The following is a 17,644-nucleotide window of genomic DNA, read 5'->3' as shown; positions in this document are numbered from 1 at the left end:
GCGGCGTCGGCTGCCGATCTGGCCTTGACCGAGCCACCGGCTGCGGCGCCACCGGCGCCGCCGGCGTCGTCGCCGCCGAACGAACCGAACACGATCGCGGGGATCGAGCGGTTCATGGCCTTGGCCATGAGGTTGGTCAGGATCGTGCCGGACGCGCCGACGATCATGCCCGCGACGATCATGGCGGTGTTGTTCAGTGCCAGACCCGCAGCGGCGGCCGACAGGCCGGTCAGTGCGTTGAGCAGCGAGATGACCACGGGCATATCGGCGCCGCCGATCGGCAGCACCACGAACAGGCCCATCAGGCCCGCCACGACGAGCAGCGCGACGATCCACAGGCCCGAGGTCGGATCGTTCGCCGGGTCGGCGTTGATGCCGATGTAGACGGCGATGGCCAGCGCGGCGAGCATCAGCACGATGTTCGCGACCTGGAACAGCTTGGCCCCGGAGACGAACTTCTTCTCGAGGTTCTTGTTCAGCAGTTCCTGCAGCTTGGCGAAGGCCACGAGCGAACCCCAGAAGGAGATCGACCCGATGATCGCGGCGAACAGCGACCCGACCACGATGTGCACGGTCGGTTCACCTTCGAGCGTGGTGAATCCGTCCGAGTCGAGGAACTCTGCCCACGCGATGAGCGCGACCGTGCCACCACCGACACCGTTGAACATGGCCACGAGCTGCGGCATTGCGGTCATCTTGGTGCGCAGCGCGGGCGGCACACCGAGCACGATGCCGACGAGCAGGCCCGCCGCGATCAGAATCCAGTTGTCGGTGTCGCGGACGTCGATGAGCGTCGCGACGACGGCGAGCAGCATGCCCACCGCGGCGATGTAGTTGCCGCGGACCGCGGTCTTCGGGCCGGTCAGCCCCATCAGACCGTAGATGAACATTCCGAACGCGATGATGTACAGAACAGACACGAGGTAACTCATCAGGCGTCGGCTCCCTTACTCGCAACAGCCTTGCCGGAATCCTTCTTGGCCTTGAACATGCCGAGCATGCGGTCCGTCACCACGAAACCACCGACGACGTTGAGCGTGCCGAACACCAGCGCGACAAACAGAATGATCTTGATGCTCCACGGCGCGCCGGCGGGCAGATGCCCGAGCACCACGAGGGCACCGAGAACGACGATGCCGTGGATGGCGTTGGTACCCGACATCAGCGGCGTGTGCAGCGTGTTGGGCACCTTGGAAATCACGGCGAACCCGACGAACCCGGACAACACCAGGATCGCGATGTTCGCCAACAATTCGTTGTACATCTAGGAGGTCTCCTTCGAGCGGGTCACGCACGCCTCGGCGAGGATCTCGTCCGAGAAGTCCGGGGCCGGCGTGCCGTTCTCGTCGAGCATGAGCTCGAGCAGCGCAGCGACGTTCTTCGAGTAGAGCTGGGATGCGTGCTCGGGCATGGTCGCCGGCAGGTTGAGCGGCGAGCAGATGGTCACACCGTGCTTGACGACGGTCCGGCCGGGCTCGGTGAGTTCGCAGTTGCCACCGGTTTCACCGGCGAGGTCGACGATCACCGAGCCGGGCGTCATGCCCTCGACCGCGGCGGCGGTCACCAGTCGCGGCGCGGGACGACCCGGCACCAGCGCGGTGGTGATCACCACGTCGAATCCCTTGATCGCATCCTCGAGCGCCTGCTGCTGCTGCGCCCGCTCCGCCTCGCTCAGTTCGCGGGCGTAGCCGCCCTCACCGGCCGCGTCGATACCGAGGTCGAGCCACTGTGCACCCACGGAGCGCACCTGATCGGCCACCTCCGGACGCACGTCGTAGCCGGTGGTGCGGCCACCGAGACGCTTCGCCGTAGCGAGCGCCTGCAGTCCGGCCACACCCACACCGAGCACCAGCACGGTGGCCGGCTTGACGGTGCCGGCCGCGGTGGTGAGCATCGGGAAGAACCGGGTGGACTCGGACGCGGCCACCACCACGGCCTTGTAGCCACCCACGTTCGCCTGCGAGGACAGTGCGTCCATCACCTGCGCACGCGAGATGCGCGGGATCGCCTCGACGGCGTAGGCCTCCACACCGGCCGCGGCGAGCGCACCGATCTGATTTTCGGCGTTGCGCGGTGCGAGGAAACCGATCAGCCGCTGACCCGATGTCAGGCGGGCGATCTCCGCGTCGGACGGCGGTGCGACCTTGACGACCACATCTGCGGCCCAGGCGTCACCGATCTGGGCTCCGGCTTCTTTGTATGCCTCGTCGGGGATGAGCGCGCCGATACCGGCGCCGGTCTCGACGACGACGTCGAGACCCTTGGCGATCAGCGACGGCACAATCTTCGGCACCAGCGCGACGCGCCGCTCACCGTCGTTCGTTTCTCGAACGACGCCGACGGTCGGACGGCGGTGCGCTCCGCTCCCCGTATTCGATCCTTCGGTACTCAATTTTCTCTGACTCCTGCGTCGATGAAATGCGCGCGGCGCCGCGATCGGCGGCGAGAATGCGTTGGCGATCGGCCATGTGACGGCCTACACGTTGGGTTGTAAGCCTAAGCAGGCCTACCGCGAGCGCCGCCGGGCCGCAACCCGCCCGGACTGTCTGAATCGAGTCCGAACAGTAAGAAGATGCAAGAATGTGAGGCACCTCACTTCACAAGTGTGCGCTATCGGCGGTGAGCCGGATGTCCGAGGAGGTCAAGTGGCGAAGCGTTCTGTCACGGTCGAACGCGTATACGACCACCCGGGCGACGAGGAGGCGTTCCGGGTCCTCGTCGATCGGTTGTGGCCGCGCGGACTCCGCAAGGACGCCTTCCATTACGACGACTGGCTCAAGGACCTCGCACCGTCCACCGATCTACGCAAGTGGTATTCCCACGACACCGCTCTCTACTCGGAGTTCCGGGAGCGCTACCTCGCGGAGTTGAACTCCGCGCCCGGTCGCGCCGCGCTCGACGAATTGCACGAACGCGCGGAAGGCCGGCCACTGGTACTGCTCACCGCGACGCGCGATATCGAACACAGCGGCGCCGCGGTTCTCGCCGAACACCTGAGGCAGGCGTAATGGCCGCGAGCGACCTCGGCGGCGACCCGGTCTGCTGGATCGACCGTGTGTGCCCGGAGTGCGGATTGTTCCTCGACGATCCCGGCGCGCCCTGTCCCCGCTGCGGACACCGGCCCGCCGACGAGCATCTTCCCGGTATGCGGGACTCGGAGAGCGCCGACGGCGGCGACACTGCCCTACCCTGACGGCATGACCGTGCCTCACCCGATCCTGGCGCTCGCGCGCCGGGCGCGGAGCGTGACGGTGCTGGCCGGCGCCGGCATGTCCGCGGAGAGCGGCGTACCCACCTTCCGGGACGCACAGACCGGTCTGTGGGAGAACTTCGACGTCACCGCGCTTGCGACCCCGGAAGCCTGGCGCGCAGACCCGGCCACCGTGTGGGCCTGGTACCAGTGGCGTGTCGCGCTCGTACGACGCGTGGAGCCCAATGCGGGGCACCGGGCGCTCGCCGACTGGTCGAAGACGGCAGGCGTACAGATCGTCACGCAGAACGTCGATGATCTGCACGAGCGTGCGGGCAGCACCGTCCTCGCGCATCTGCACGGCAGTTTGTTCTCGCCGCGCTGCACCGACTGCGGGCGTGACGCGGAGATTCCGGACCCGCCCCCGGAGCCGGTCGAGCACCTGGATCCCCCGCGTTGCCTGCACTGCGGCGGAATGGTCCGTCCCGGGGTGGTGTGGTTCGGGGAGATGCTCCCCCGGGAGCCGTGGGACGCCGCCACCGGCGCTGTGCGCAATGCCGACCTGCTCCTCGTCGTGGGCACGTCCGGCGTGGTCTATCCCGCCGCCCGTCTGCCCGCCCTCGCGCGCAGCCAGGGTGTGGCGGTGGTCGAGATCAACCCCGAAGGCACCGACCTGTCCGATGACATGGACGAAGTGTGGCGCACGACCGCAGCGGTGGGACTGCCACAACTCGTCGCTGCGCTACGGTAAGCCCGTGAGTTCCTGTGTGTTCTGCGCCATAGCCGAGGGCACCGCACCGGCCGCGCGGGTGTACGAGAACGACGATGTTGTCGCATTTCTCGACATCCGTCCCATCGCGCGCGGTCACACTCTCGTCGTGCCGCGTACACACGCGCCGCGGTTGGAGGATCTCGATCCCGCGCACAGCGCCGCGATGTTCCGTACCGGACAGCGACTTGCGCGGGCGCTGGCCCGATCGGACCTGGCTCCGGACGGAACACACCTGGTACTCAACGACGGACGGGCAGCTTTCCAGACCGTGTTCCACTCCCACCTGCATGTGCTGCCGCGCTGGCGCGGCGACCGACTCAGGGTGGGTCTCGGCCTGGTGCGCCGTCGCCCCCACGACCCGGAGGCCACCGCCGCGGCGATCCGTGCAGGTCTCGACAGACTCGCAACCGAGGAGCATTCATGACATCCGAGCCCGAGAGCACCGGCAACAGCGTCGAGTTTCCCGTCGAGACGATCCGTTCCCTATTGTTCGAAGAATTCGCGGTGATCGATGGATTGCTCTCCGAGCTCGAGGGCGACGCCTGGTACACCCCGACGGCCCTGCCCGGGTGGACCGTCAAGGACATCGTCTCGCACCTGATCGGGACCGAGTCGATGCTGGCCGGCCTCGATGCTCCGCACGTCGACCTCGATGTGCATACTTTCGGCCACGTACGCAATGAGATCGGCGCGTTCAACGAGCACTGGGTCGAATCGCTGCGCGGCACGCCCGGCGCCGAAGTGCTCGCCCGCTTCCGCGACATCGTGGCGCGCCGGCGTGAGCAGCTGGGCTCGATGACTCAGGAAGATTTCGAGAAGCCGGCGGACACGCCGGTCGGCCGGGCCACCTATGGCCGATTCATGCGGATTCGCGTATTCGACTGCTGGCTCCACGAACTCGACATCCGCGATGCACTCGGCGCACCCGGCGACGAGGGTGGTCCGCGGGCCGAACTGGCCTCCTCCGAGATCTTCGGTGCGGTTCCGTTCGTCGTCGGCAAGCTCGGCAAGGCTCCGGACGGTGCCCGGATCACAATCGAGCTCACCGGAGTGCTCGCCCGCACCATTCATCTCGAGGTTCGTGGCCGCGCGACACCGGTACCGGAACTGTCCGACGCCGCGACGAGCACGATCACCATGGATTCGGGGTTGTTCGTGCGGCTGGCCGGTGGCCGGGCACGGGCGTTCGACCACCGTGACGAAATCGCCCTCGCCGGCGACACGACCGTGGGACGACGCATCGTCGACAACCTGGCCTTCACGATCTGACCGATGCGACTGTTCCTGTCCTCGTACCGGTTCGGATCCGATCCCGCACGGCTCCTGCAGGTCACGCGCGGACCCGGACGTATCGCCGTCATCGCCAACGCCGTCGATTCGTGGCCGCCGCGAGCGCGGGAGTCGGCCGTGACGAGCGATCTCGGGCCGCTTCGGAAGCTGGGGTTCATCCCCGAAGAGGTGGATCTGCGCGACCACATCGACGATCCGGAATCCTTGCGCGCGAAGCTCTCCGAGTACGCGTCGGTGTGGGTACGCGGAGGAAACACCTTCGTGTTGCGCGCTCAGTTGGCCCGCTCCGGAGGCGATGCGGTACTCACCGAACTCGTGCGCGGTGACCGTCTCGCCTACGCGGGATACAGCGCCGGCGCGTGTGTGGTGACGCCCACGCTGCGCGGACTCGAGTTTTCCGACGATCCGGCGGAGGTCGCCGAAACGTGCGGAGTGCCGGTGCTGTGGGACGGCCTGGGATGGGTCGACCACGCAATCGTGCCGCACGTGGGCACGTCGGACCTCGGCGACGACGGTGTCGCGCGTTCCCTGCGCTATCTCGAGCGCAACGCGGTACCGTTCGTCGCGCTCACCGACGACGAAGCGCTGGTCATCGACACCGGCGAGCACGATCCGGGTACGGCAGTAACGTAGGACCGATGACGCAGAGCACCGAGTCCCGTATCGAACACCTGCCCGCACAGTCCCGGTTCGCGCTGTACCGCGGCGACACTCTCGCCGCGTACGCCGACTACAGCCAGCGCGGCGACCTGCGCGACTTCGACCACACGGTCACCGATCCGCAGTTCCGTGGCCACGGCCTCGCCGGCCAGATCGTGCGGTATGCGCTCGACGCGACGCGCGAGGAGGGGCTGAAGATCGGCACGTCGTGCTCCTATGTCGAGAAGTTCGTCGCCGAGCACCCCGAGTACCGCAACTGACGAAACGGGCTCAGGCCGTCACGTCGCGGCGTCGGAATCCCGCCACCGCGATCACTACCAGGACGAGCGCCGCGGCGCCGAAGACAAGCAGCGGTGCCGCGCGCACGTCCTCGTACGGCACGCGCGGGGTGTGCTCGAGCGGCGAGAAGTTCCGCGCCCAGTCGGGGATGTTCAGAACCTCACCGAGCCAGCCGACGAACACTGCCCACACGACAAGCACCCACGCCAGGTTCGCGGCCCTCGGAACGAGGGCGAACAATGCCACGGCGACCGCCACCACGAACAGGACCGCCGGCGCATAGACGAGGGCGGCTCCGCACATCCGCGCGATCCAGCCGGCGTCACCCACTGCCATGGCCATCCCCAGCCCGATCGCGGCGCCGGTCACTGCGAGGGCTACCAGAGCCTGCGCGACGATCACCGCGAGCGATCCGAGGAGCCAGCGCAGACGTGTCGCGCCGGTGACGACGACAAGCCCCGCCCGGCCCGCCTCCTCTTCGCTGCGTAGCCGCATCACGGCCGACACCGCGAACGCGGCGACACCGACCACGAGGAACAACAACATCGTCGCGCCGAACGAGGACGTGAGCGAGCCGGTGTCGGCGCCGAGCCAATCGGCGAGGTCGGGGATGTCGTCTATCACGTCTTCCAGTGAGCTCGCGAGCGTGCCCATCACGAACCCGAAGAGCGCCAGGCCCACCGTCCAGCCGACGAACGTGCCGCGCAGCAATCGCCACGCCAGCCCCGGCGCCGAGAGCAGCCCGGGCGCGGCCTCGGACGGGCCCGGCTGCGGTGCGCGCAGGCCGCCACCGATATCGCGGCGACGCGACAGCGCGACGGCGAGCGCGAGCAACACCACGATCACGGCGACCGACAGCAACAGGGGCCACCACCTCAGGTCCACATAGAGGCGGGTCTGCTGCGCCCACGCGATGGGTGAGAACCAGGACAGCCACGAGCCGCTGGGTTCGATGATGTCGCCTGCGCCGCGGACGAGGAACGCCACGGCCAGCACTCCGAGGGCCGACCCGGTTGCAGCGCGCGAATGCTCGCTGAATTGCGCCGTCACGGCCGCCACCGCACCGAATACCAGCCCGGTCACCGCGGTGGCGACACCGAAGGCGACGGACCCGGCGACTTCGAGCCCTGCCGCTACCAGCGCCACGGTGATACCGACTCCCACCGCGGCATTCGCGACGGCCACGGAGAGCAACGCCGCGGCCGGGGGCGCGAAGGCCCCGACGGGCAGCGCCCGCAGCAGTTCGAGCCGGCCTGCCTCCTCCTGGGTGCGCGTATGCCGGACGACGAGCAGGATGCTCATGATCGCCGCGGCGACGAACACGGTCAGGCTCAGTTCGTTCGCGGTCATGGCACCGAGCGTGTAGTCGGCGGTGCCGTAGGACGGCCCGGACATGAGCACGGCCGCCGGATTCTCGAGGAACGCAGCACGCGCCTGCCTCGATGCGGTATCGGGATAGGCCGCTATGAGGCTCTCCACGGTCGCGAAGACGGTGCCGGCAAGGGCGAGGGTCCACACCGTGATGCGGATCCGGTCGAGACGCAGATAGAGCCGCAGCAGCGCCGCGACACCCGCGAACGGTGCAGCGCTCCCGACACGCTTGTCGGTACGGGGACCGACGGTGGTCGTCATCGCGTCTTCAACTCCTCGGCTTCTCCGGTGGCTGCCGGAGCGGATGCGCTCTCGTCGAGCGTGTCTCCGTAGTGCCGCAGGAACAGCTCTTCGAGGGACGGCGGTGTGATCGTGAGGTTTTCGACATCCAGACCGGCGAGTGCGTTCAACACCGGTGCGATGGAGGTGTTGTCCACGTCGAAGACGAGCCGCCCGTCGTCGTGGGTCAGGTCGTGCACCCCTTCCAGGGACATCAAGCCGCGTGCCGGTGCCGACGTGGTCGCGCGGACCGACGAGCGGGTGAGGTGGCGCAACTGGGCGAGGGTTCCGGTCTCCACGTCCCGGCCGGATCTGATGATCGTCACTGTGTCGCAGAGCTTTTCCACCTCGGCGAGGATATGGCTCGACAGCAGGATGGTGGCGCCCCGGTCGCGCAGCCGGCGAATCTCGTCGGTGAAGACCGCTTCCATCAACGGATCGAGCCCGGAGGTGGGTTCGTCGAGCAGATACAGTTCGGCATCCGAACTCAGCGCCGCGACCAGCGCGACCTTCTGACGGTTTCCCTTGGAGTAGGTGCGGGCCTTCTTCGTCGGATCGAGTTCGAAGCGTTCGAGCAACTCATCGCGACGGCGCGAATCGGCGCCACCGCGCATGCGGGTGAGCACGTCGATGATCTCGCCACCGGTCAGCGTCGGCCACAGGTTGGTGTCGCCGGGCACATAGGCGATACGCCGGTGAATGGTCACGGCATCCGCCCACGGATCGAGTCCGAGAACCCGCGCGTCGCCCGAATCGGCGCGAAGCATGCCGAGCAGTACCCGGATCGCAGTGGATTTTCCGGATCCGTTGGGGCCCAGGAATCCTGCGACAGTGCCGGTTTCGACCCGCAGCGAGAAGCCGTCGAGCGCTCGGGTCGTACCGAAAGTCTTGACTAGATCGTGGGTTTCGATGGCCGGGATGTCCATGGTGATCCTCCGTGGTCAAGGGCGGGTTGCCGACGCTTCCCGCACCGAAAGATACGCGTCGAGCAACGACGAATCCGTGAGCAGCGGCTCTGTGTACAGCTCGAGCATCGGCAGCATGAGACGTTCGGTGTAGGCACGCAGCCAGGCAGGCAGCGTGTCGAGATCGAGGTGTTCGTCGGGGCCCGGAAGTTGGAGCAGGAGCGCACCGACGCTGAACTCGACGAGGGCACGCGCACGGTCGGCGGGGGCGCGGCTGGGCCGGACGGTACCGGCGCGCACCGCTTTCTCGAGGTAGTCGTAAGTGTCGTCGACGAGGTGGTCGAGAAAGTCCGTGGCACTCGCGCCTCCGGCCTGCAGACTGCGCAGGACGTAACCGACGAACGGGGCGTAGCGCTCGATGTGGGCGGACTGTTCGAGCAGCGCCTCGGCACCGGCGCCCGGGTCGAGCGTTGCGGTCTTGCGCTCGCGAATGCCGTCGAGAACGTATCGGTCGCAGTGGGCGCGCAGACCGGCCCGCGACCCGAAATGGTGCACGATCAGCGATGCGCTGACGCCACACTCGGAGGCGATGGCGCGCAGGGAGACATCGACCCCGTCTGCCGCCACGCATCGGATCGCCGTGTCGCGGATCCGAGCGCGGGTGGTGAGGTCGCCGCTCCCAGCCTTCGCTGAACGCATGTTCCGATGATTGCACGCGTGTTCAACCAGGTCAATAGACCTGTTGGGGTGAGTATCCCCGCTGTGATCAGTTGAACCCCATCACCTGATCGCCCCACACCGCGCGCATGTCGCCCTCCGGATCGGCAACGACGGAGTCGGACGAGTCGATCAGCAGGGTCAGCCTTTCCTCCGGCTCGTACAGCGGCCAGTGCTTCGATCCGTCGAGGGCAGCCGGCACCCCGTGGTGAGCGAAGGCCAGCCACCGTCGCTGCACGCGGCCGGCCACCTCGGCCGCGCCCTTGCGGCCACCGAGCCAGAACGTGGGATCGCGGCCGAGCGTTCCGAAATTCCCGAACACATAGGGCAATTCGGTGGCATGTCCCGCGCCGATCCGCGCCGCCTTGAGCATCGGCGTCGCGTGGTCGAAGCGGTACACCCACGTCGGCGAATGGGTCGCGTGCGCCTCGGCGATCCACAGCACCGGCATCCGGAACGCGGCATCACGCGACAACGCCATCGCGCCACTGGGTTTCGGCAGATCGGGATACGCCGCGGCGATCTCGGCGAGCCGCTCGGGCTCGAGATCGGGGCGGTCCGCGGCGAGCGCGTCGAGCATCGCCCGCACCGACGAGTCGTCGACCGGCATCAACGGCGACTTCATGAACCGGAAGATCGACGGCTCGTCCTTGTTCGACCCGATCATCAGCGGTATCCGGTGCGAGAGTCCCTTCTGAAACGCCGCCACGGGATACTTCGGCACCAGGTCGCGATCGACGACCGGCGTCAACGCCAGCGTGCCCGGAACCTTCGTGGGCGTCTCACCGACGAGGATCTCCGACGCTGCCACCAGCGCCTCGAACGGCATCGCCTTCAACTCGCCGGCTCGTGCAGGCGGAACTTCGAGGATCTCGAGAAACCGTTCCGCGACCGTCGCGGCGCGTTCGCTTCCGTAGACGGACGTCGCGGGCGGCGACTGCGCGATGGCGCGATGGAACAGACCTTCGGCGCGCGGCACCGTCATCAGCGTCGTCACCGAACCGCCTCCCGACGATTCACCGAAGAGGGTGACCCTCCCAGGGTCGCCGCCGAAGTCGGCGATGCAGTCGCGCACCCATTCGAGGGCCGCGATCTGGTCGCGCAATCCGACGTTCGACTCGAAGGTGGTCTCGGCCGTCGAGAACGACGACAGGTCGAGGAAGCCGAGGGCACCGATCCGGTAGTTCAGCGTCACCACCACGACATCGCCCGATTCGGCGAGGATGCGGCCGTCGTAGATCTTCTGACCCGAATAGCCCAGCACGTAGGCGCCGCCGTGGATCCATACCATCACCGGGCGGGGCTCCCCGTCCGGTTCCGGCGCCCAGATGTTGAGCGACAGGCAGTCCTCTCCGATTGTCATGCCGGGCGTGATCGCGATGGGGCTCTGCCGGCTCTGCGGCGCGATGGGCCCGTATCGGGCGCAGTCCAACACTCCCGGCCAGGGGTCGGGGGGTTCCGGGGCGCGGAACCGCCTGTCGTCACCTGTGGGCGCGGCGTACGGAATGCCTTTCCACGAATACACTGCGCCGTCGCGGTATCCGCGGGCCTCGCCGTACTTGCAACCGATGGTGAGCGTCTCGGACTCCACATGTCCTCCTGTTCAACCGCGCCACGCCAACGTACCAACTGTCCGGCAACACCGCCCTTGACAGAGTGACGTGCGCCACATTACCGTCACGTCGTCAGTGAATGAGTATTCATACACTTCGAACCTCTGTTCATCCATCGCCTGCGCAAAAGCGCAGCCGCCGCGATTCACCCCTCACAAGCAGGGAGCCCTCTTCATGCCCTTTTCCCCCACCGACTGGACCAGCCCGCAGCACCGGCGCTCGGTGATCTGGATCGTCGCCCTCGCGACGGCAGCGCTCGCCTTCGACGGTTACGACCTGGTCGTATACGGAACGATCCTGCCGATCCTCATGGACGATCAGACGCAACTCGGCGCCGTCTCCGCCGAGCAAGCGGGCGTACTGGGTTCCTACGCGCTGATCGGCGTGCTGATCGGCGCCCTGCTCGCCGGCGCTTTCGGCGACCGGATAGGCCGCCGGAAACTGACCGTGATCAGCATCGCCTGGTTCTCGGTGGGCATGGCCGCCGCAGCGATGACCCACAGCGTGCCGATGTTCGGCGCCATGCGGTTGCTCACCGGCATCGGCGTGGGCGCACTCATCGCCACCGCCGGCGCGGTGGTCGCCGAATTCGCACCGGCCGGTAAGAAGAACGCGTACAACGCCATCGTCTACTGCGGTGTCCCCCTCGGCGGTGTCATGGCATCGCTGCTCGCACTGCTCGTACGCGACGCCATCGGGTGGCGCGGCCTGTTCTGGATCGGAGCGCTGCCCCTGGTGGTCCTGCTCCCGCTCGCGCTGGCCAAGCTTCCCGAATCTCCGCGCTGGCTCGTCGCCCGTGGCCGGATCGACGAGGCCCACGCAATCACCGCGCGCACCGGCATTCCGTCCCCCACCGTCGAAGAACTTGCCGCAGAAGAACTCATCGCCGATCCGACCGGCGACCGGAAGGTCGGATTCGCTGCGCTGACGACCCGTCGTTATGCACTCGGCACCGCGCTACTCGGATTCATGAGCTTCGCCGGCATTCTGCTCACCTACGGGCTCAATACCTGGCTGCCGAAAATCATGGAGAACGCCGGATTCGACGCGAAGAACTCGCTGGCGTTCCTGCTGGTACTCAACGGCGGCGCGATCATCGGTGTCGTGCTCGCCTCCCGGCTCGCGGATCGCACCGGCCGTCCCCAGCGCATCATCGTCGGCACCTTCCTGCTCGCGGTGGTCGCCCTCGTCGTCCTCACCCTCGGCTTCCCGCTGCCGGTGCTGCTCGCTGCGGTCGCCGCGGCCGGTATCGGCGGAATCGGCACCCAGATCCTCATCTACGGTTTCGTCTCCAACTACTACTCGACCACATCACGCGCCGCCGGCGTGGCATGGTGTGCCGGATTCGGACGCCTCGGCGGGATCTTCGGTCCGCTCGCGGGTGGACTGATCATCGGCGCCGGACTGAGCAGCAGCATCGCCTTCTACATCTTCGCGGGCGTCGCGTTGGTCGGCGCATCGCTGACCATGCTCGTAGCCACGCGGCGTGCACCCCTCACCCCGGTCACGGGCGGAACGCACCGAGCGCCCGAGCCGGTTGCGGCGACCGTCGACTGATCCTCGGACGGCCCCGTGACGAGGGCCCGGTATCAGCCGCGAGCGATACCGGGCCCTCGTCCTCGGCTCGGCCCTCGCACTCAGCTCCAGTCGTAGAATCCGCGGCCGGTCTTGCGCCCCAGCTCGCCACGGGCCACCTTGTCGCGCAGCAGCTGCGGCGGGGCGAAACGCTCCCCCAGAGTGCCGTGCAGGTACTCGGCGACGGCCAGCCGGATATCGAGACCCACGAGATCCGTCGACCGCAGCGGGCCCATCGGATGCTTGTACCCCAACTCCATTGCCCGGTCGATGGATTCGGCGTCGGCGACGCCTTCCTCGAGCATCCGGATGGCCTCCAGCCCGAGGAGCACGCCGAGACGACTGGTGGCGAAACCCGGTGAGTCACGCACCACCACGGCAGTCTTTCCGAGCAGCCCCACCCATGCCGCGACGTCGCGCACGAGATCCTCGGCGGTCTTCTCGGCGCGCACGATCTCCACCAGATCCGACGCCGGGACCGGGTTGAAGAAGTGCATGCCCAGGAACCGCGAGGGGTTCTTCAAGGCCGCGCCGAGGTCCGTCGGCGAGAGCGAGCTGGTGTTGGTCGCAATCACCGCGTCCTGGGGCACAACCTGCTCGGCCTCGGCCAGCACGCGCTTCTTCAGCGCGGGGTCTTCGGGCACCGCCTCGACGAGCAGCCGGGTGTCGCCGGGCAGATCGGCGATCGACGCCACGATCGAGACCCGGCCGGCCACCACGTCGATCGGATCGGCGAGTTTTCCTCGCTCTGCCGCACGAGAAAGACTGTCTATCAGTCGTTTTCGTGCCGCGTCCAGATCGCCGGCCTCGGACACGGTCACCGTCGCGTTCAACGCGGCGAAGGTATGGGCGATACCGATGCCCATCCGGCCTCCGCCGATCACAGCGACACGGTCGGGAAGCTTTGTCATCAGTTGATCCTCTCCGAAGACGGGCCCTTGTGACCCTTGACACCATGGTCGCCTGAATGTACGTTCATGTCTAGTGAAGCACCATTCATAACTCTTGAATGATTCTTCAATTCCCTGCCCGACCTGCGCTGACGAGGAGCCACCATGACCGACTTCGAAGACATCACCTACGAGATCGACGGCCCGACTGCAGTCATCACCATCAACCGCCCGCATCGCTACAACGCGTTCCGCGGCAAGACCGTCGAAGAACTGATCAAGGCCTTCCGTGCCGCCTGGGCCGACAGCCGTGCCTCCGCGATCATCCTCACCGGCGCCGGCGAAAAGGCCTTCTGCACCGGCGGCGACGTCAAGCAGCGCGCCGAAACCGGCGACTACGGTCCCACCGAAAGCGGCATGTTCGAAATCGGCAACCTGCACAAGCTCATCCGCGACGTCCCCAAGCCCGTCATCGCCGCGGTCAACGGCATCGCAGTCGGCGGCGGCCACGTCCTGCACGTGCTGTGCGACCTGACCATCGCCTCCGAGAACGCCAAGTTCGGTCAGGCCGGCCCCCGCGTCGGTTCGTTCGACGCCGGCTTCGGTTCCGCATACCTCGCCCGCGTCGTCGGCGAGAAGCGCGCACGCGAAATCTGGTTCCTGTGCCGCCAGTACGACGCTGTCACCGCCGAGCGCTGGGGCCTGGTCAACTGGGTCGTCCCGCAGGACAAGCTTCTCGAGGAAGCCAAGGCGGTCGCCGCGGAAATCGCCGAGAAGAGCCCCACCGCCATCCGGTTCCTCAAGCAGTCGTTCAACGCGGACACCGACCACCAGGCCGGGCTGAGCAACCTCGCGATGTCGGCGCTCGACCTCTTCACCAAGTCCGACGAAGGCCTCGAGGGCGCCAAGGCATTCGCCGAGAAGCGCCCCGCCGACTTCGGCAAGTACGTCAAGGCCTGACCTTCCCGATCCGGATTCCCCGAGAGGACCACCCATCATGAGCAACACCGCACTCGTCACCGGCGCCGGCTCCGGCATCGGTAAGGCCATCGCTCTCGCATTCGCCGCGCAGGGCGACCGGGTCATCGCCGCCGACCTCGACCTGGGCGCCGCCGAGGCCACCGCCAAGGAAGCTCCCGAGCTGATCACCGCGCTTCCCGTCGACATCGCCGACCGCGCCCAGGTCGACGAACTGCGCGACCGCACCCACGCCGAAGTGGGCGTACCGAATGTGATCATCAATGCCGCCGGCTGGGACCGAACCGACCAGTTCCTCAACGCCACACCGGAATTCGCCCAGAAGGTCGTCGCGATCAACTACCTCGGTCCGGTCAACATCTGCAGCGCGTTCCTGCCCGGCATCATCGAAGCAGGCAACGGCGGCCGCGTCGTCAACCTCGCCTCCGACGCCGGTCGCGTCGGCAGCTCCGGCGAATCGATCTACGCCGGCGCGAAGGGCGGCGTCATCGCCCTGACGAAGTCGCTGGCCCGCGAGATGGCCCGCCACAGCATCAACGTCAACTGTGTCTGCCCCGGCCCCACCGACACACCGCTGTTCCAGTCGCAGGACGAAAAGCTCAAAGCGGCTCTGGTCAAGGCGATTCCGTTCCGCCGGCTCGCGCGACCCGACGAGGTGGCCGCGCCGGTGCTGTTCTTCGCCTCCGAATCCGCCTCGTTCATCACCGGCCAGGTGATCAGCGTCAGCGGCGGCCTCACCATGGCCGGCTGAGCCCGGATACCGAACCGGCCACCGAGAGAGGACGAACACCATGACCGCGTCGTACAACCCCCGGGCCTACCGGGAATACTTCGAGAACGACTTCACGTATCTCAACGGATTCCGGCGCAACACGAGCCGCTACGCGAACCGGGTGGCGCTGAGCGACCCCGACACGGGGCGGCAGTGGACCTACGCCCAGCTGGGTGAGCGGATCGACCGCGTCGCGACCGGCCTCGCCGACGCCGGTGTGGAAGCCGGGGACGTCGTCGCCTATCAATTGTTCAACAGCATCGAGTTCGCCGAGCTCTACCTCGCCACCCAGGCCGTCGGCGCGGTCGGCTCGCCGGTGAACTACCGCCTGGCGGCCGGCGAGACGGCGTTCGTCCTCGACAAGTGCATGCCCGCGGTGTTCGTCTACGACACCGACCTCACCGACATGGTGCAGGAAGCATTGAAGGTCGCCGCGCACACCCCGAGGGTGATCGTGGCCGTCGGTGACGGCGCGCCGATCCACGTCGCCGGCGCCACGGTGATCCGGTACCGGCACCTGGCGGCCGACCGCGTCGCCTTACCGCCGCTGCATCGTACGGTGTGGGACGAGACCGTCCGCCTCTACACCTCGGGCACCACCGGTATGCCGAAGCCCGTGCCGCTGAACAGCATGATCGAGATCTTCAGCGCTCACGACGTGATCATGCACTTCCCGCTCGGACCCGAGGACAAGACGCTGAACATGACCCCGTGGTTCCATCGCGGCGGTCTCCACTCCGGCGGTCCCAACCCGACGTTCTACGTCGGCGGGCAGGTCGTGCCGCTGCGCGCGTTCGACGCCGACCGGGTGCTCGACCTCGTCGCCGAACAGGGCGTGACGTTCCTCATCGGCGCCCCCACCAACCTGGCCATGCTCACCGAAGCTCAGGAGCGCCGCCCGCGCGACCTGTCGACACTGCGCGGCATCGTCACCATGGGCGCCCCGCTCGAAAGGGAAGCCGCGCTGCGGTACCAGCAGGTGCTCAACCCGCGGATCTTCAACGGCTACGGCACCACCGAGGCCTTCTGGAACACCTTCCTGCGGCCGGCCGACCTGCCCGACCATGCCGGCACCGCCGGGCGGGCCTGCACCGACGACGACGTCCGCATCGTCCACGTCTACCCCGACCGGCTCGCCGACCCGCAGGACGTCGTCGCCCGCGACGGCAACGAGGTGGGGGAGGTCATCGTCCGCTCGCCCAAGAACGCGAACGCCTATTTCGACTCTCCCGACCAGGAACAGTCCAAGTTCAATCACGGATGGCTGCACATCGGCGACCTCGCCACCTGGAACGCCGAAGAGTTCGTCAGCATCGTCGGCCGCAAGGACGACATGCTCGTCTCCGGCGGCGAGAACGTCCACCCGGTGCAGGTCGAAGAGGCTCTCAATGCTCATGCGCAGGTGCGGGATTCGCTTGTCGTCGGCGTCCCGGACGACAAGTGGGGACGCATCGTCGTCGCCTACATCATCGCCGAAGAGCCCTCGCTGACGGTCGACGATCTCGACGCCCACTGCCGCTCGCATCCGATGCTGTCGTCGTTCAAGCGGCCCCGCGCCTATCGATTCGTCGATTCCCTGCCCGTCTCGGCCACCGGCAAGAAGCTGCACTACAAGGCCGCCGAATCGGCCGCTACCGACTTCGCCGCCGGACTGTTCACTGCTCCTACCGATTCGAAGGTCGCCCGATGAACGCACGATTGGAACACGACTCCGAGCACCTGCAGTTCCGTCAGGTTGTCCGGGATTTCGTCCGCGACAAGATCACCCCGGTGCACGAGGACTGGGAACAGGCGAGCTGCCTCGACCGGTCGCTGTTCACCGAGGCCGGCAAGCTGGGCATGCTCGGCTTCCCGGTCCCCGAGGAATACGGCGGCCCGGACGTCGACGACTTCCGCTACAACGCGATCGTGATCGACGAAGTCAACCGCGCCGGCAATGCGGCGGCGGGCATCGCCTTCTCGCTGCAGAACGACGTCGTGCTGCCGTACCTGACCGAGATGACCACCCCCGAGCAGAAGGCCCGCTGGCTGCCCGGCGTCGTCAGCGGCGAGACCGTCCTCGGCATCGCGATGACCGAACCCGGCACCGGCAGCGACCTGACCGGCACCCGCATGTCCATGAAGGTCAGCTCACTGGTGTCCTGCGCGTGCATGCCGATCTTTTCGAGGTTGCGGCCGCGGGAGAAGCCGGGGGTGCCGGCCTCGACGACCAGCAGGGTCAACCCCTTGTGCGGGTCGTCGGAGGTGCGGGTCGCGACGACGAACAGGTCGCCGTTCTGGCCGTTGGAGATGAATGTCTTGGAGCCGTTGACGACGTAGTCGTCGCCGTCGCGCACCGCCGAGGTGCGGATGC

At 67.4% G+C, this 17,644-nt stretch carries 19 protein-coding genes and 2 pseudogenes; 12 read left to right on the top strand and 9 right to left on the bottom strand.

The window, feature by feature from the left end; genetic code table 11:
- The 3 genes from Q8814_RS17340 to Q8814_RS17330 form a co-directional block, all read right to left on the bottom strand.
- On the bottom strand, positions 1-932 hold a 932-nt coding region (locus tag Q8814_RS17340; RefSeq protein ID WP_330153253.1), incomplete at its 3' end, for an NAD(P)(+) transhydrogenase (Re/Si-specific) subunit beta.
- A complete protein-coding gene (locus tag Q8814_RS17335; RefSeq protein ID WP_330153252.1) occupies positions 932-1,264 on the bottom strand; it encodes an NAD(P) transhydrogenase subunit alpha in 333 nt (110 codons plus the stop codon). The genes Q8814_RS17340 and Q8814_RS17335, both read right to left, overlap by 1 nt.
- The gene (locus Q8814_RS17330; protein WP_330153251.1) at positions 1,265-2,392 is read right to left on the bottom strand and encodes a Re/Si-specific NAD(P)(+) transhydrogenase subunit alpha; all 1,128 of its coding nucleotides are present in this window, start codon (positions 2,390-2,392) and stop codon (positions 1,265-1,267) included.
- 253 nt (positions 2,393-2,645) lie between these two features.
- Between Q8814_RS17330 and Q8814_RS17325 the strand changes: the two genes are divergently transcribed.
- Genes Q8814_RS17325 through Q8814_RS17295 form a run of 7 tightly spaced genes read left to right on the top strand, consistent with a single transcriptional unit; the run spans position 2,646 to position 6,172 of the window.
- On the top strand, positions 2,646-3,008 hold the full coding sequence (locus Q8814_RS17325) for a DUF488 domain-containing protein (protein WP_330153250.1): 363 nt from the start codon (positions 2,646-2,648) through the stop codon (positions 3,006-3,008).
- Positions 3,008-3,193, top strand: coding sequence for a hypothetical protein (locus tag Q8814_RS17320; RefSeq protein ID WP_330153249.1), 186 nt, complete (start codon positions 3,008-3,010; stop codon positions 3,191-3,193). The genes Q8814_RS17325 and Q8814_RS17320 overlap by 1 nt, the downstream gene beginning before the upstream one ends.
- 4 nt (positions 3,194-3,197) lie before the next feature.
- Positions 3,198-3,941, top strand: coding sequence for an SIR2 family NAD-dependent protein deacylase (locus Q8814_RS17315; RefSeq protein WP_330153248.1), 744 nt, complete (start codon positions 3,198-3,200; stop codon positions 3,939-3,941).
- Between the two features lie 4 nt (positions 3,942-3,945).
- Positions 3,946-4,386, top strand: coding sequence for an HIT family protein (locus Q8814_RS17310; protein ID WP_330153247.1), 441 nt, complete (start codon positions 3,946-3,948; stop codon positions 4,384-4,386).
- On the top strand, positions 4,383-5,231 hold the full coding sequence (locus tag Q8814_RS17305; RefSeq protein WP_330153246.1) for a maleylpyruvate isomerase family mycothiol-dependent enzyme: 849 nt from the start codon (positions 4,383-4,385) through the stop codon (positions 5,229-5,231). Before Q8814_RS17310 ends, Q8814_RS17305 begins: the two co-directional genes overlap by 4 nt.
- A gap of 3 nt (positions 5,232-5,234) precedes the next feature.
- Positions 5,235-5,885, top strand: a complete 651-nt coding sequence (locus Q8814_RS17300; protein WP_330153245.1) for a Type 1 glutamine amidotransferase-like domain-containing protein — start codon at positions 5,235-5,237, stop codon at positions 5,883-5,885.
- Positions 5,886-5,890: 5 nt separating this feature from the next.
- On the top strand, positions 5,891-6,172 hold the full coding sequence (locus tag Q8814_RS17295) for a GNAT family N-acetyltransferase (protein WP_330153244.1): 282 nt from the start codon (positions 5,891-5,893) through the stop codon (positions 6,170-6,172).
- Positions 6,173-6,182: 10 nt separating this feature from the next.
- On the opposite strand, the gene Q8814_RS17290 is transcribed toward Q8814_RS17295, so the two are convergent.
- The 4 genes from Q8814_RS17290 to Q8814_RS17275 form a co-directional block, all read right to left on the bottom strand.
- On the bottom strand, positions 6,183-7,823 hold the full coding sequence (locus Q8814_RS17290; RefSeq protein ID WP_330153243.1) for an ABC transporter permease: 1,641 nt from the start codon (positions 7,821-7,823) through the stop codon (positions 6,183-6,185).
- Positions 7,820-8,767 (bottom strand): ABC transporter ATP-binding protein, encoded by a 948-nt coding sequence (locus Q8814_RS17285; RefSeq protein WP_330153242.1) that lies wholly within the window; start codon positions 8,765-8,767, stop codon positions 7,820-7,822. The genes Q8814_RS17290 and Q8814_RS17285 overlap by 4 nt, the downstream gene beginning before the upstream one ends.
- A 15-nt stretch (positions 8,768-8,782) precedes the next feature.
- Positions 8,783-9,445 (bottom strand): TetR/AcrR family transcriptional regulator, encoded by a 663-nt coding sequence (locus tag Q8814_RS17280; protein WP_330153241.1) that lies wholly within the window; start codon positions 9,443-9,445, stop codon positions 8,783-8,785.
- Between the two features lie 67 nt (positions 9,446-9,512).
- Positions 9,513-11,054 (bottom strand): carboxylesterase/lipase family protein, encoded by a 1,542-nt coding sequence (locus Q8814_RS17275; protein WP_330153240.1) that lies wholly within the window; start codon positions 11,052-11,054, stop codon positions 9,513-9,515.
- Between the two features lie 196 nt (positions 11,055-11,250).
- On the opposite strand from Q8814_RS17275, the gene Q8814_RS17270 reads away from it, so the two are divergent.
- Positions 11,251-12,633, top strand: a complete 1,383-nt coding sequence (locus tag Q8814_RS17270; protein ID WP_330153239.1) for an MFS transporter — start codon at positions 11,251-11,253, stop codon at positions 12,631-12,633.
- A gap of 80 nt (positions 12,634-12,713) precedes the next feature.
- Here Q8814_RS17270 and Q8814_RS17265 read toward each other — a convergent pair whose 3' ends face one another.
- Positions 12,714-13,562, bottom strand: a complete 849-nt coding sequence (locus tag Q8814_RS17265; protein ID WP_330153238.1) for a 3-hydroxyacyl-CoA dehydrogenase family protein — start codon at positions 13,560-13,562, stop codon at positions 12,714-12,716.
- 144 nt (positions 13,563-13,706) lie between these two features.
- Here Q8814_RS17265 and Q8814_RS17260 point away from each other — a divergent pair, with 144 nt between their 5' ends.
- From Q8814_RS17260 to Q8814_RS17245, 4 genes and pseudogenes are all read left to right on the top strand, one after another.
- Positions 13,707-14,501, top strand: coding sequence for an enoyl-CoA hydratase-related protein (locus tag Q8814_RS17260; protein ID WP_330153237.1), 795 nt, complete (start codon positions 13,707-13,709; stop codon positions 14,499-14,501).
- 37 nt (positions 14,502-14,538) lie between these two features.
- On the top strand, positions 14,539-15,270 hold the full coding sequence (locus Q8814_RS17255) for an SDR family NAD(P)-dependent oxidoreductase (protein WP_330153236.1): 732 nt from the start codon (positions 14,539-14,541) through the stop codon (positions 15,268-15,270).
- 40 nt (positions 15,271-15,310) lie between these two features.
- Positions 15,311-16,981 (top strand): class I adenylate-forming enzyme family protein, encoded by a 1,671-nt coding sequence (locus Q8814_RS17250; RefSeq protein ID WP_330153235.1) that lies wholly within the window; start codon positions 15,311-15,313, stop codon positions 16,979-16,981.
- Positions 16,978-17,403 (top strand): annotated as a pseudogene (locus Q8814_RS17245) (acyl-CoA dehydrogenase family protein); the annotation flags it as partial. The gene Q8814_RS17250 and the pseudogene Q8814_RS17245, both read left to right, overlap by 4 nt.
- A 62-nt stretch (positions 17,404-17,465) precedes the next feature.
- Here Q8814_RS17245 and Q8814_RS26540 read toward each other — a convergent pair.
- Positions 17,466-17,627 (bottom strand): annotated as a pseudogene (locus Q8814_RS26540) (acyl-CoA dehydrogenase family protein); the annotation flags it as partial.
- Between the last annotated feature and the right edge of the window lie 17 nt (positions 17,628-17,644).

This window comes from Rhodococcus chondri (assembly GCF_036327435.1).
GTDB lineage: Bacteria > Actinomycetota > Actinomycetes > Mycobacteriales > Mycobacteriaceae > Rhodococcus > Rhodococcus chondri.
Note: the sequence above shows the minus strand (reverse complement) of the source record. Positions and strands in the feature narration are given on the sequence as shown.